This window comes from Cytobacillus solani (genome assembly GCF_001420595.1).
GTDB classification, from domain to species: Bacteria; Bacillota; Bacilli; order Bacillales; family Cytobacillaceae; genus Cytobacillus; species Cytobacillus solani.
Genome location: NZ_LJIX01000006.1, coordinates 4,487,080 through 4,501,822, shown reverse-complemented (window position 1 = coordinate 4,501,822; position 14,743 = coordinate 4,487,080). Strand labels below are relative to the sequence as shown.

Sequence of the window (14,743 nt, the reverse complement as noted above, 5' to 3'; positions counted from 1 at the left end):
GTTTTTGTAGAATCGCCTTATTCTTATCTTTATTGTTTCTCCTCACTAGGAAGAAAATGCTGAATGATCATTCTTGTTTGCTTGCTTGCTTGAGCATCTAATTCGGCTAAGAAATGCTTGAACTCCTCGAAGCCTTCCAGTTCGTATAGGCGGTACGGATCCTCTTGGCCATAGCCGCGAATATTGAAGCCTTCTCTTAATTGCATCATCATTTCCATATGAACAACCCATGAACGATCTAAATTTTGCAGATATAATAATTTAACCTGCGATTGGAAATCTTCATTTGCTTCAAGATTCTTTATTTCATTCATATAATTCTCATATAATTGGTCGATCTTTTCTCGAATTCCCTCTTTTTCAAGATCGAGTAATTCAGAGGCTTGGAATGGCAGCTCACCGAAAACAAGTGTCAGTTCTTCATGCAAACCATCTGCTACTGAATTTTCTGTAATGAGTTCAGCAGGGCAATAGGTTTCAAAGATGTTATTAAGATGATTTTGTAAAGAGTTGTTGATCAAATCTACTGAATTCGTATTTGCTAGTAGTGCATCACGTTTTTCATAAACGATTTTCCGTTGTTGGTTAACGACATCATCTAGCTTCAATAGATGATTTCTAGCAGAGAAATGACCGCCTTCTACAATGGATTGAACTTTAAGCACAAATTTCACTGGATTTGGTGAAATGATAAGGCCAGTTTCATCCGTTTTCATTTTCTTTTTCCACCTATCCATCTCTTCTTTATCATAACTATTAAAGATATCATCTTCAATGGATATGATAAATTGAGTAGAGCCTGGGTCTCCTTGTCTTCCAGCTCTTCCTCTCAGCTGCATATCAATTCTTTCACTTTCATGGAGCTCTGTGCCGATTATATGCAAGCCGCCAAGCTCTCTGACAGCAGGGTCCAAGATAATATCCGTTCCGCGTCCGGCCATGTTTGTAGAAAGCATGACTTGATTTTTTTGTCCGGCTTGAGAGATGATGTTTGCTTCATCTTCTTCCGTTTTTGCATTAAGAATTCTATGCTTGATTCCAGCCTTTTCTAGATAGCCTGAAAGCTTTTCTGACTGTTCGATGGAGGTTGTCCCAATTAAAACTGGACGGCCAATTTTATTATTTTTGGCTACCTCTTCGACGATTTTTGCAACCTTTGCTTCATAGTCTTTATAAACTAATGGCTCATCATCTATACGAGCATTCGGTTTATTTGTTGGTACTGAAACCACACGAAGACTATATGTTTCAAAAAATTCCTTTTTCGAAGGTGCTGCACTACCGGTCATTCCGGATAGGATTTTATAGATCCTGAAATAGTTTTGGACAGTGATGGATGCTTGTGTCTGGTTCTCATCCTTAACAGTGACGCCTTCTTTTGCCTCAATTGCTTGGTGAAGTCCATCGCTAAAGGTCCGGCCTTCCATGATTCTTCCTGTAAATTGATCGACAAGCATGATTTCATCGTTTTTAACAATGTAATCCACATCTTTTCTCATGACGACATGTGCCCGTAACGATTGCATAATGTTATGAAGAAGCTCGCGGTGTTCTGCATCATATAAATTTTTCAAGCCAAAAGCTTGTTCGAATTCATTTGCTCCATTATCTGTTAAAACAATTTGCTTTGTTTCAGGATAGAATTCATATTGGTTGCCGTCTTCAAAATTCTTTACAATTTCAGAGGTAATATAGAATAATTCAGTCGCAATATCTGATTTGCTGGCAATGATGAGCGGAGTTCTTGCTTCATCAATTAAAATGCTGTCTACTTCATCAACAATTGCGTAATGTAAAGGTCTTTGAACACGTTCTTCAAAGCTTGCTGTCATATTATCGCGCAAAAGATCAAACCCGAATTCCGTACCTGTGCCATAAGTAATATCTGCGTTATATGCTTCTCTTTTCTCGGTTTCAGAGATTTGAGAAATATTTAACCCAACTGTTAAGCCGAGAAAATTAAACAGTTTTCCCATCTGCTCATAGTCACGAGTTGCTAAGTATTCGTTCGCTGTAATCACGTGTACCCCTTTGCCTTCCAGTGCTCTTAAGTAACTAGGGAGGGTAGCAACGAGTGTTTTACCTTCGCCCGTTCGCATTTCAGCAATCCCGCCTTCAAGAAGGACTAATCCTCCAAGCAGCTGTACATCATAATGGCGGAGACCAAGTACCCGTTTAGAGGCTTCTCTCACTGTAGCGAAAGCTTCTTCTTTTAAATCAAGAACAGATACGCCTTCTGCAACCTTCTCTTTTAAATATTGAGTAGCCTCCTTAAGCTCCTCATCGCTTAGAGCAGAAATCTTTTCTTCTAAATCATTTATATTTGTGACATGTTTATATAAGCGTTTAAGCTCCGCAGAATCTTCATTAAATATGCGCTTCATTAACGATAGCATGCTGTTCTCTCCTAAAATTTAGTAAAAGTAGTTCTATTTTTTATAAGATTAATAGCCGTTTTGGCTTCTACATTTTTCCCTATCTAATTATAACATATAATGTAGTATAATATAATTTGGAAGGGAAGCCGCAGTTAATTTTTGACAGATTCTATTATTCTTCTTTATTTGAAACTTTTTTCGATAATATTCGTCAACTTTAGAGGAAACTTCCATTTAAGGTCGAAAACTAATAAAGACTTTATTGTAAAAGAGGTGATACTATTAACAAGTAATTGCTATACCTTACAAGAGAATATTTTTAAAAATGAAATTAATTGAATTCTTTTTGATATATGTTAGTATAAATCTGGCTGCATAAATTCAAAAACTAAAGGTGATATCATTGGATATTAAATTTTTAGCTGCATTTATTGCGGCTTTAGTGACGTCCTTGCTAATAACTCCCTTGGTCATTAAGTTTGCACTGAAAATTGGTGCAACTGATAAACCGAATCATCGGAAAGTCCATTCAAAAATTATGCCTAGACTTGGTGGTTTGGCTGTCTTTGCTGGAGTGATTGCAGGCTATTATGTGGGCGGTCTCTATAATGAAAAGATAACTGGGATTTCAGTAGGTGCGATTATTATTGTTATTACTGGCGTCCTTGATGATAAGTATGAACTCTCAGCAAAATATAAGCTAATCGGTCAATTGCTTGCTGCAGCTGCTGTTGTAGGAAGCGGCTTGACGATAGATCATCTGACCATTCCATTTATCGGTACGTTTGATGTTGGTTTTTGGACATATCCGATTACGGTCTTCTGGATTGTTGCTATTACGAATGCCATTAACTTAATTGATGGCCTTGATGGCCTTTCTGCAGGGATTTCTGCGATTGTTATTGCAACCATTGCTTTTATGGCCGGAATTGCAGGAAAGCCGCTCATTTTGATGTTATCTCTTATTTTATTGGGAAGCACATTAGGATTTCTGTTCCACAATTTTCATCCCGCAAAAATATTTATGGGTGATACGGGAGCGCTGTTTTTAGGTTACGCCATTTCCATTCTGTCATTACTCGGTTTGTATAAGAGTGTAACCCTATTTAGTTTTATTGTTCCAATCATCATCCTTGGTGTGCCTGTTTTCGACACAACCTTTGCGATTATTCGACGGATTGTAAATAAAAAGCCGATTTCAGCTCCTGACAAATCGCATTTACATCATCGTCTCCTTGCCCTTGGTTTGTCTCATCGGAAAACAGTGCTATGCATTTACGGATTTGGAATTATTTTTAGCATTAGTGCTATACTATTTTCAACAGCAACACTATGGGTTAGTATTTTTATCATCTTCGGATTATTGCTGATCCTCGAGGTGCTCGCAGAAACAATTGGCTTAGTACACGAGAAGTATCAGCCTGTTATCAAAATATATCGAAAAGTTACTGGCAGACAATAACATTAGGCCGTTTGTGGACGACTCGCAAACGGCCTTTTTAGAAAAATGATTTGTCTAGCTGCAGCATTTATGTTCGAAATTTGTCATTTTACAACAGTGTTAAATAGCAATTTTTATCCCTTTTTATGTTAAAATGATTTAGTATTTCATCTAGGAAGTTGGAGGAAATGAATATGAAAATTCCTATGTTAGATTTAAGTGAACAATATCAAACGTTAAAGAACGAAATGCTTACTGCTTTAGATCAAGTGATGAGCTCTTCTCATTTTATTTTAGGCGATAATGTGAAGAAGCTGGAAGCAGATGTGGCAGCGTATAGTCATGTTCAGCATGGAATTGGTGTAGCAAACGGTAGTGATGCCATACATATTGCTTTACAAGCAGCAGGAGTAAAATCAGGTGATGAAGTAATTACAACACCATTTACTTTCTTTGCTACTGGCGGTTCGATTGTTCGTGCTGGAGCTACTCCGGTTTATATTGATATCGACCCAGTAACATTTAATCTTGATCCAAAGAAAATCGAAGCAGCCATTACTGAGAAAACAAAAGCGATTATCCCTGTTCATCTATATGGGCAAACAGCGGATATGGAAGAAATTTGTGCGATTGCTGATAAGCATCAACTTGCTGTAATCGGTGATGCTGCACAAGCAATTGGTGCTAAGCATAAAGGGAAAACAGTTGCAGAATATGGTACGGCTGCAACATACAGCTTTTTCCCAACAAAGAACCTAGGAGCATACGGAGATGCGGGCATGGTTGTTACAAATGATGACCAAGTAGCAGAAAACAGCCGTGTCATCCGTGTTCACGGAAGCAAGCCGAAATATTATCACCATGTATTAGGCTATAACAGCCGTTTGGATGAGATGCAAGCTGCTGTTTTAAACGTGAAATTCCCGCATTTAGATAAATGGAGCGAGCTGAGAAGAGAAAGAGCAGCTATTTACACACATCTTCTTAATGAGCAATTAGGGGACTTAGTAAAAACGCCGGTTGAAAAAGAAGGCAATTACCATGTATTCCATCAATACACGATCCGTGTAGAGAAGCGTGATGAATTACAGGCTTTCTTAAAAGAACAAGGTGTGCAAACAATGATTTACTATCCGCTGCCACTCCATGTACAGCCTGTTTTTAAAGATCTAGGCTATAAAGAAGGAGATATGCCAGAATCAGAAAAGGCAGCTAAAGAGGCATTGTCATTGCCAATGTTCCCTGAACTGAAACAAGAACAACAAGAATATGTAGTAGCGAAAATTGCGGAGTTTTTCAAAAAATAAAAAATAAAATGGAACGTCGCCGAGCAGGGGGCGTTTCTTTACTTGCTTTTTCGCAATAATAAGCAGTTTCTATAATTTTAAAAGGAATGGTGGTCTTTTTGGCAGAACAAAAAAGATTTGCGTTATATGAATACTTAGTTTTCTTTTGGAAGAAGAAAATTTTCTTCCTTATTATCCCCCTACTGTTTACATTATTAGGATTCGGTGCTTCTTATTTAATCCCTAAGGATGGCAAATACGTAGGGAGTGCAACTGTTTTTACAGGTTCTATTAAGCAAAAAGCATTAACAAATCCATCGAATGTGGTTGCTACTTATGGCAAAGATGTTCATGGGGTCATTGATGCGTATGTTTCTAGTGAAAGCTATGTAAAAATCAAAATTTTTGATGATAATGAAGAGCGTCTTAAAAAGGATCTTCAAAAGATGGCAGCTGGCATTGAGCAGGGACTTGTTGATAGCTATGATCTAAGATATCAAACGACAGAAGATATTATAAAAAATAATGAAACAACCTTTGAGCAATTAAATGATGTGATAACTGTTAGCAGTGAAAGACTTGAACGTGAAGATTTAACAATTGAAGAAACGGAAGACATTACTAGCCTGCTTGAAAAATCTGAGGCAGATGCTGCAAAGGCCAAAACGTCTATTCAAAGCATGAAAACAGATTTAGCCTTTTTTGAAAAGCCGGGCATTGTTTCTCAAGAAGTAGGCCCAACAAACACGTATAAATTAGAACTGACATTAGCAGGACTTGTTTTGGGGATTATTGCTGCAATCCTTATTCTGATGCTATGGAAATATATAAATGATGCTAGGAGATTCTATAAAAATGATTAATTTTGCCGTTGTTGGTATGGGTCATATTGCAAACAAGCATATTGAAGCAATTGAAAAGGCTGAAAATGCGAATCTGTTTGCAATATGCGATACGAACCCTGCACGTTTAGTAATTGATAACGAAGATGTAAAGAAATATACGGACTTAGCTCAAATGCTTGAGGAGAATCCGGATATTGATGTTGTTAATATTTGTGTCCCTTCAGGGTTACATGCACGCTTAACGAAGATTGTCGCAGAGCATAAAAGACATATTATTGTTGAAAAGCCAATGTCACTTAAGCAGCAAGATGCTGAGGATATGATTAAATATGCGAATGAAAATGGCGTCAAGCTTGCTGTTGTTCATCCGAACCGTTTTAGACCTGCCATTCAAAAGCTAAGAGAGCAGATGGATGCAGGCTCATTCGGGAAATTAAGCCATGCAAATGCAACCGTTCGCTGGAATCGCAATCAGGCATACTATGATCAAGCTGAATGGCGGGGTACGAAGGAATTTGACGGCGGTGTTCTTATGAACCAAGCGATTCATGACCTTGACTTAATGCTATGGTTAATGGGGCCGGTTGAATCGGTACAGGCGATGGCGGCTACTCGCTTACGCAAAATTGAAACCGAAGATGTCGCAGCAGCTGTTGTTCAATTTAAGAATGGAGCGCTTGGTGTCATCGAAGCAGCGACGACAATTTATCCGAAGAACCTAGAAGAATCCCTTGCTATTTTTGGAGAAACGGCATCAGTGAAAATTAGCGGCAGAAACGCTAATTTTATTGAAACATGGGATATCGAAGGGGTAACGGAAGAGGAAGCGGACAAAATAAAAAATGAGATTCAAGCAGATCCTTTTGGCAAACCAGGGCATCAATGCATCATCGAAGATATGGTGCTTGCTGTAAAAGAAAATCGTAACCCAATTGTAACTGGAGAAGACGGTCTTGCTCCTGTAAAATTAATATTGGCCATATTAGAATCAGCAGAAACTGGCAAAAAAGTCGTTCTATAAAAGGAGAAAGAAAGATGAACGTATATACATCATTAATTAATAAAATTGAAAATAAAGAAGCTGTTATTGGTGTTGTTGGCTTAGGTTATGTGGGTCTTCCGCTTGCAGTTGAAAAAGCAAAAGCTGGCTATAAGGTTATCGGCTTTGACGTACAGGCAGCACGTGTAGAGCAAGTGAATATGGGAATTAACTATATCGGCGATGTGGTTGATCAAGAATTAGCAGACATGATTAAGGATGGCCGTTTAGTCGCAACAACTGATTATGCGCGTATCCAAGAAGTAGATGCCGTGGCAATCTGTGTGCCAACTCCGCTTGATATTTATCAGCAGCCAGATACTTCTTATGTAGAAAGCTCATCTAAAGAAATTGCTAAATATGCACATGAAGGCATGCTTGTTGTATTAGAATCGACTACTTACCCAGGAACAACAGAGGAAATTGTCAAGCCTGCGCTTGAAGAAAAAGGCCTTAAAACAGGCGAAACTGTATTTGTTGCTTATTCTCCAGAGCGTGTGGATCCAGGTAATAAGCAATTCAAAACGAAAAATACTCCGAAAGTAGTTGGCGGAATTACTGAGAATTGTACGAAAGTGGCAGCAGCCCTTTACAGAAGTGTTCTTGAAGGCGATGTACATGAAGTATCCTCTCCGGCAGTTGCTGAAATGGAGAAAATTTTCGAAAATACATTCCGTCACATTAACATTGCATTGGCAAACGAAATGGCCATTCTTTGTGAAAAAATGGGCATTGATGTATGGGAAGTAATTGATGCAGCTAAGACAAAGCCATACGGATTTATGGCGTTCTATCCAGGTCCAGGCTTAGGCGGACACTGTATTCCAATCGATCCATTCTACTTAACATGGAAGGCTCGTGAATATAACTACCATACACGACTAATCGAACTTGCAGGCGAAATTAACAACAGCATGCCTGAATATGTCATCACACGTGCAATGCAAACATTGAATGAGGATGGCAAAGCACTTCGTGGAGCAAAGGTGGCTGTTCTTGGTGTTGCATACAAAAAGGACATTGATGATGTAAGGGAATCTCCTGTTCTTAAGATTGTTGAGCTGTTGGAGCATCACGGTGCAGATTATACAGTAGTAGATCCTTATGTGAAGTCATTCAGATCATGCAATCAAAAGATTGAAACGGTTGAATTGTCTAAAGAGCTTTTAAATGAGGCAGATCTTGTTTTAGTAACAACTGATCATACAGATTTTGATTACGAAATGATCGCGAAGGAAAGCAAGGTTATTTTTGATACGCGTAATGCACTAAAGGATATTGCGAAGCCGAATAAATACATTAAATTATAATATATAGAGCAAGATTTGGAGATTCCGGTCAAATTAGTTGGGAATCCGGTCAACTTTCTGTTTATCCGGTCAAAATTTCATTATTCCAGTCAATTTTAAGGTAAAGGGAGACTTTCTTATGAATTTTATTGATCCTTCCGCTATAGTAGATGAAACGGCAAAGGTCGGTTATTTTTCCGTTATTGAAAAAGATGTAAAAATCGGTAAAAACGTTATCGTTGGTAACCGCGTAACGATTCATGAGGGGACAACGATTGGGGATAACACGACAATTGCAGACGGTGCCGTTGTTGGAAAGCCGCCAAAGCCAGCAAAAACAAGCACGGTAAAGCTATCTGATTCCATTCCTGCTCTGGAAATTGGTGAAGAAGTAACTATTGGTGCCAATTGCGTTATTTATCGTGGAGCGAAAATTGGCTCAAGTACATTAATTGCAGACCTGGCAAGTGTAAGAGAAAACGTAGAAATTGGGAATTTTGTTATCGTCGGCAGAGGCGTAACGGTTGAAAACTTTGTGAAAATTGGCGATCGCACAAAAATCCAATCCAACTCATATATTACTGCTTACACAACATTGGAAGAGAAAGTGTTTATCGCTCCTTGTGTCACAACGACAAACGATAATTTCATGGGCCGTACGGAAGAACGTTTTGACAAGATTAAAGGCGCACATGTGAAAAAAGGCGCTCGTGTTGGTGGAGCATCGATTATTCTTCCGGGGATCGTCGTTGAAGAGGAAACATTTGTAGCCGCTGGTGCATTAGTAACAAAGAATACGGAAGCAAAGACTTTAGTTAAAGGTGTTCCTGCTAAATTCGTCAAGATGGTAGACGAGCGGGAACTGTTATAGGGTGTTCGCCCAAATTAAGCGTTTAGGAGCGGATTCGCTCCTTTACGCATTTATGAACGTAGGAACGAAGCTAATAGCCTTTATTATGCTTCCGATATATACATCCTTTCTGCCAGATCCTGCACAATACGGGGTTTTGGATTATTTAGATCGAGTCACGTCCATGCTGACCTTCGTTGTTATTTTCGGAACAGATTCCGCACTTGCCTTTTATTACTTTGATACAGAGGATAAGAAGAAAAGGCTGGATTATGTCCGCTCGGTCATGACCTTTAGAATGCTGATAGTTTTAATAATTGCAATCGTATTTCTAGTCGGTGGAGAGTGGCTGGCACAGCTTCTATTAAAAGATGCTGCCCTATATTATTTGTTCTACATTGCAATTGGGGTTTTGGCTTTAGATACAGTAATTGCCCTAATTTTAACAGTTCTTCGTTATGACTTTTTCACGAAAAAGGTTGTAACTTTTACGATTTTAAAGATGCTTCTAATTGCATTATTCTCTTATGGATTTTTAGCCTATGTTAGCCCAACAATCGATGGCATTTTGTATGGAAGGCTAATAAGTGTGGCTATCGTTGCTCTTTTATTGATTAAGCCGTTAATCAAATTTATTAAATTTACATTTAATAAAAAACTTTTGAAAGAAATTCTTGTTTACGCTGCACCACTAGTTCCGGCTTCTCTGGCCTTTTGGGTTATTGTTAATGCAAACTCTTTTCTGCTAGAAAGGTTTACCTCGTTTCACGAAGTTGGTATTTACGGGGCAGCGGTTAAGTTTGCATCTTTAATAACACTCCTCACCAGTGGGGTACAAATGGCTTGGAGACCGTTCTCCATGTCGCTTAAGGATAGAAATGATAGCCCTGTTTTATTTGCAAAGTTGTATTATGGTATTCTGTTACTAGGGACAATCGGTGTTTTAGCAGTCGCTACATTAATGCCTTGGATCATCCAAATGTTAAATACCAACTATCATGAAGCTTATCAATATGTTGCGGTCTTATCTGCTGTTACCTTCTTGAATTTTTTCTATATGATTATTTCAGTCGGTATCTTTTTCTCGAAACAAACAAAGATTATTTCGTATGCATTCGGAATCGCAGCAGTTGTCAATGTTATTTTGAATGTGGCGTTGATACCATCCTTTTCGATCTGGGGAAGCGTCGCAGCTTATTTGATTTCTTATCTGATCGCGATTACGTATATTTTCTTTAAAAGCCAAAAACTTTATCATGTTCCGGTGTCATTTGGCAAAATGACCTTTTTATTTATGTTCTCACTGGTAGCAGTGATGGCAATCGTTTATATTCAGGAGAGCAGTATTTCGGATTGGAATATTGTATTTGCTTGGATCGGGTATGTGGTCGTTGTTCTGCTTTCACGGATTGATAAAGATCTATTGCGGAAAAAATCTGCTGCAAATTGAAAATAGGAAGGTCTGTGGGATACGTGTCCGAAAATGATTCAATGAACGAATAGATACGCGTACCCCACAGGCAATTCCATATATTTAAATGACATAACCTAACGAAAAAATAGGTGATTTATTTGCTGAAAGTAATTATTCAAAACAGTACTCTTATAAAAGAATTAACCTTCCCATTTGGCCAAGTATATTTTGGCGGCTATCTTCTTTACAAAGGGAAGTGTTATCAAGCCGAGGATCTTCACAATATTCTTGATGAAGAGGGGTTCTTCCTAAGTGAGCTAAATGAAATACAAGGTGAATTTGTCTTCATACAAGCTGGTCAGAGTGAAGTGACGGCGATTGTTGATCGGAAGCGGAGCATACCACTTTTTTATTATAAAGATGGCTCAGACTGGATTGTAACAGATAAAATTAGTCAAAAACCGGACCAGGTATTCAATCAAACAGCCGTGAAGGAATTTTTATTAACTGGTTTTACCGCAAATGAAAAGACACTTTATGATGGAGTTCATCAAGTTGAAGCTGGTTCATACATTCAGATCCAAGAAGATGGGAAGATTAGAAGCAAAGAGTATTACCAATTTTACCATCAGCCTGTTGAGAAGGACTTAGAGCAATTTAGTTCAGAACTAAAAAATGTTTTTCATCAAGTGTTCGAAGACCTCATTGTCCGTTTAAAGAATAAAGTTCCGATTCTGCCTCTTAGCGGCGGCTATGATTCAAGAATTATCGCCTTATTGCTAAAGGAGTATGGGCTGGAAGATATCGCTTCCTTTACATACGGAAAAAGGGAAAATAAAGAGGCGCTTGTTAGTAAAGATATTGCTGATCGCCTCGGGCTAAAATGGGACTTTGTTGAATACAAGAAGGATGATTGGCATAGCTGGTATCATTCAGCTGAGTGGAGGCAGTATGTGGATTTTGCTGTGAATGGTTCTTCGATGGCTCACCTTCAGGATTGGCCAGCCGTAAGAAAAATCGTTAGCAAGCAGGATCGAGATTATGTGTTCATTCCAGGCCACTCAGGTGATTTCGTTGCAGGAAGCCATTTAGCTTATGAAATCACGGAGGATCGTGCGTTTTCGGCAGATGACGTCGTTCAATTTACCCTTAATAAGCATCATAAGCTTTGGGAAATGGAAAAGGGGCTGCATGAATCTGCTGGGGATGTACTAGCAGAAATCAAACGGTCATTTGGAGACTTGCCATTCCAAACAAATGAGCAGGCGAGTGCTCTATTTGAATACTGGGATTGGAAAGAAAGACAGGCAAAGTTTATTATTAACTCTGTCAGAGTGTATGAGTTTTATGAAAAGGGCTGGGAGATTCCATTATGGGATGATCGGTTAATGGAATTTTTCAAAACCGTTCCTGTCGACCTTCGTTTCAAGAAATACTTATACGATTACACTCTTCATCAAATGTACCCAGATTATTTTCCAAAGCCAGAAAAGCCAGCAGGCAAGGAAACGTCTTTAAAACAAAAGTATGGTGTCTTTTACAAAACAGCGAAAAAGATCTATAACAAGAAAAAGCTTTATCAAAAGTATTATACAGAGCCGATGGAATGGTACGGCATTTATAAAAGCTATCCTGAATACCTCAGGGCTTTGTCCTTTAAATATGATCGCTTGAAATATTCGCAGCCGTATAATATTAACTCATTTTTAGCAAAAGACTATATTCAAAGCTTGAAAGGTGAATTGAAATGAAAATATTAACGATTCTAGGCGCAAGACCGCAATTTATTAAAGCTGCTCCAGTATCAAGGGTATTACGAAAGCATATGGAGGAAAAGATCATCCACACAGGCCAGCACTATGATGCTAATATGTCTGATATTTTCTTCGAAGAGCTGCATATTCCGAAGCCTGATTATCATCTAGGTGTTGGATCAGGCAACCATGGGAAGCAAACAGGTGAAATGCTTGCGAAAATTGAAGAGATTGTTCTAAATGAACAGCCTGATTATTTAATGGTCTATGGTGATACAAATTCAACATTGGCAGGCGCATTGGTGGCTGCTAAATTGCATGTTCCTGTCATTCATATTGAAGCAGGTCTTAGAAGCTTTAATAAAAAAATGCCGGAAGAAATTAATCGTATTATGACAGACCATGTATCAGAATATTTATTTTGCCCGACAGACACGGCAATTGAAAACTTAACAACTGAAAACATTACTCACAATGTATTTAATATTGGGGATGTGATGTATGATGCCGTGCTTTATAATCGTGAGCTGGCAAAGGAAAAGTCGAATATCCTAGCGGAAGCTGGGTTAACGGCAAAAAATTACCACTTAATTACGATTCACAGAGCGGAAAATACAGATGATATCGAGAATATGAAAAACATCTTAGATGCTTTTTCAAAAATTGAAGAAGTAAAGGTATGGCCGATTCACCCGAGAACGAAGCATAAATTGGCTGATTACGGCTTAAACTTAGGCGATGTCCCTAATTTAAAAGTAATTGATCCTGTTGGTTACCTAGACATGCTGACGCTTGAGGCGAATGCAAAGAAAATCGTGACAGACTCTGGCGGCGTACAAAAAGAGGCTTATTTCATGAAGGTTCCGTGCGTAACGATCCGTGAGCAAACAGAATGGGTTGAAACGCTTAGTGGAGACGCGAATATCTTAACTGGAACAGATACGGAGAAAATCTTAGCTGCTGTGCAAAAAGAGGTTAACCCAGAATATAAAGAAGTATTTGGTGATGGACAAGCCTCTGAAAAAATTGTTGATTTAATCAGCAAAAAGTAGGTGCTGACGAATGTTAGCTATTATTATTTGGCTGGCTGTTCTAACGATTTCAGTCATCCTATTTAAAAAAGTATCTGGGAGCTTGTCACTGTTTAAGCCAAATCTTAATTCTTTAATCTTTTATTATTCCTTGTTTGTTTCCTGTTATATTGGCAGCTTATTAATTGCTCTTGATATCGACCATTATTACATGATTAATAAACTCGACCATGAAGTTTATCGGTATATCGGTTTTGGAGCCGTTTCTTTCGTCATGATTATGCTGCCGCTTTCGATGTTCATCGTCAGCAAGCTTGCAGGCTTTGATGCAAAGAAGGAATTTAATCATTACTTGAAAAAGCCAGTGGAGAATACGTTTACGGAGAAAAATGAGTTCTACCTTATCTTTCTCGGTCTCTCGCTCATTAGTATGCTTGCGGTTGCTTATACGCTATTGAAGACAAGTCAGGTTCCTATTTTGGAGCTGTTAAAAGGGAACTTATCTGATCTGGGCCAACTTCGAATTGATGCAGCAAGGAATTTTCACGGCAAAGTATTAATAAGAAATATTTTTGCGATTGCATTGACCCCTTTGCTGTCCTTAATCGCTTATGTATATACTGTAAAGACAAGACAATTGAAATGGGGATTATTATTCCTGCCTCTTTTCGCCTGTGCGGTCTTAATCAGTGTGTATGATCTATCAAAATCACCGATTATTTTTTACATCATTATGTTTATTTTTGTACAGCTATATGTTGGGAAGCTCGTGCTTAACCGCAGGAAAATTAATAAGTATATCATTAGTGGAGCTGTATTAATCATTTTGATGTACGTGTTTATTCAAGGAGTAAATGATTTAAGTTCCTTCCTGTCCTACTCATCTGGACCAATTGGAAGAATTATTTTAGCTCAAATTGCACCTACCTTCCTGCATTTAAATATTTTTGGGGAGTCGATCCCATTTTTAAATGGCAGCAGTCTCCCATCCATTTTAATCGGCTGGTTCGATATCGAACAGGTGCGTTCGGCTAGACTAGTCATGGCAAACGCGTTTCCTAACCGGATTGAAGACGGGACAGGCGGTGTGCTGAATACGCTTTTCATTGCGGAGGCGTATGCTAATTTCGGCTATTTAGGGATTTTATTCGGGACGATTTATGTCGGCGTACTTATCCAGCTGCTGTATATTATTTTTATCAGGCTTCCGAAAAACCCGGTGTTTTTATGCTTGTTTATTTACTTTTCCATTAACATTCCTCGGACATTAGTAGGTGGATTTGCTGATTTTCTCTTCAATCCAATTTGGATATTTATCACTTGCTTATTCGCTGGAATTCTATTGTTTATAAGAATTCGTTTGGATTTGTTTTCCTTCTTTTTCAAGAAGAAAGCGAGAAACGAGCTATAAGGAGA

General features: G+C 38.4%; 11 protein-coding genes. 10 read left to right on the top strand and 1 reads right to left on the bottom strand.

Annotation, left to right across the window (positions count from 1 at the left end; genetic code table 11):
* Positions 1-29: 29 nt before the first annotated feature.
* Positions 30-2,396, bottom strand: coding sequence for an accessory Sec system translocase SecA2 (secA2, locus tag AN957_RS24260; protein WP_053478712.1), 2,367 nt, complete (start codon positions 2,394-2,396; stop codon positions 30-32).
* A gap of 385 nt (positions 2,397-2,781) precedes the next feature.
* On the opposite strand from secA2, the gene AN957_RS24255 reads away from it, so the two are divergent.
* From AN957_RS24255 to AN957_RS24210, 10 genes are all read left to right on the top strand, one after another.
* Positions 2,782-3,840: a glycosyltransferase family 4 protein gene (locus tag AN957_RS24255; protein WP_053478713.1), complete on the top strand. Its 1,059-nt coding sequence runs from the start codon at positions 2,782-2,784 to the stop codon at positions 3,838-3,840.
* Positions 3,841-4,013: 173 nt separating this feature from the next.
* Complete coding sequence (locus AN957_RS24250) at positions 4,014-5,126, top strand: DegT/DnrJ/EryC1/StrS family aminotransferase (RefSeq protein WP_053478714.1); 1,113 nt, start codon at positions 4,014-4,016, stop codon at positions 5,124-5,126.
* Positions 5,127-5,224: 98 nt separating this feature from the next.
* On the top strand, positions 5,225-5,968 hold the full coding sequence (locus AN957_RS24245; protein WP_053478715.1) for a hypothetical protein: 744 nt from the start codon (positions 5,225-5,227) through the stop codon (positions 5,966-5,968).
* Positions 5,961-6,971: a Gfo/Idh/MocA family protein gene (locus AN957_RS24240; RefSeq protein WP_053478716.1), complete on the top strand. Its 1,011-nt coding sequence runs from the start codon at positions 5,961-5,963 to the stop codon at positions 6,969-6,971. The genes AN957_RS24245 and AN957_RS24240 overlap by 8 nt, the downstream gene beginning before the upstream one ends.
* A 14-nt stretch (positions 6,972-6,985) precedes the next feature.
* Complete coding sequence (locus AN957_RS24235) at positions 6,986-8,299, top strand: nucleotide sugar dehydrogenase (RefSeq protein ID WP_053478717.1); 1,314 nt, start codon at positions 6,986-6,988, stop codon at positions 8,297-8,299.
* Positions 8,300-8,417: 118 nt separating this feature from the next.
* Positions 8,418-9,149 (top strand): N-acetyltransferase, encoded by a 732-nt coding sequence (locus AN957_RS24230; protein WP_053478718.1) that lies wholly within the window; start codon positions 8,418-8,420, stop codon positions 9,147-9,149.
* Between the two features lies 1 nt (position 9,150).
* A complete protein-coding gene (locus AN957_RS24225; RefSeq protein WP_056686576.1) occupies positions 9,151-10,578 on the top strand; it encodes a lipopolysaccharide biosynthesis protein in 1,428 nt (475 codons plus the stop codon).
* Between the two features lie 122 nt (positions 10,579-10,700).
* Positions 10,701-12,293, top strand: a complete 1,593-nt coding sequence (locus tag AN957_RS24220) for an asparagine synthase C-terminal domain-containing protein (RefSeq protein ID WP_053478720.1) — start codon at positions 10,701-10,703, stop codon at positions 12,291-12,293.
* The gene (gene wecB / locus AN957_RS24215) at positions 12,290-13,348 is read left to right on the top strand and encodes a non-hydrolyzing UDP-N-acetylglucosamine 2-epimerase (RefSeq protein ID WP_053478721.1); all 1,059 of its coding nucleotides are present in this window, start codon (positions 12,290-12,292) and stop codon (positions 13,346-13,348) included. Before AN957_RS24220 ends, wecB begins: the two co-directional genes overlap by 4 nt.
* A gap of 10 nt (positions 13,349-13,358) precedes the next feature.
* A complete protein-coding gene (locus tag AN957_RS24210; protein WP_053478722.1) occupies positions 13,359-14,738 on the top strand; it encodes an O-antigen polymerase in 1,380 nt (459 codons plus the stop codon).
* Positions 14,739-14,743 lie beyond the last annotated feature (5 nt).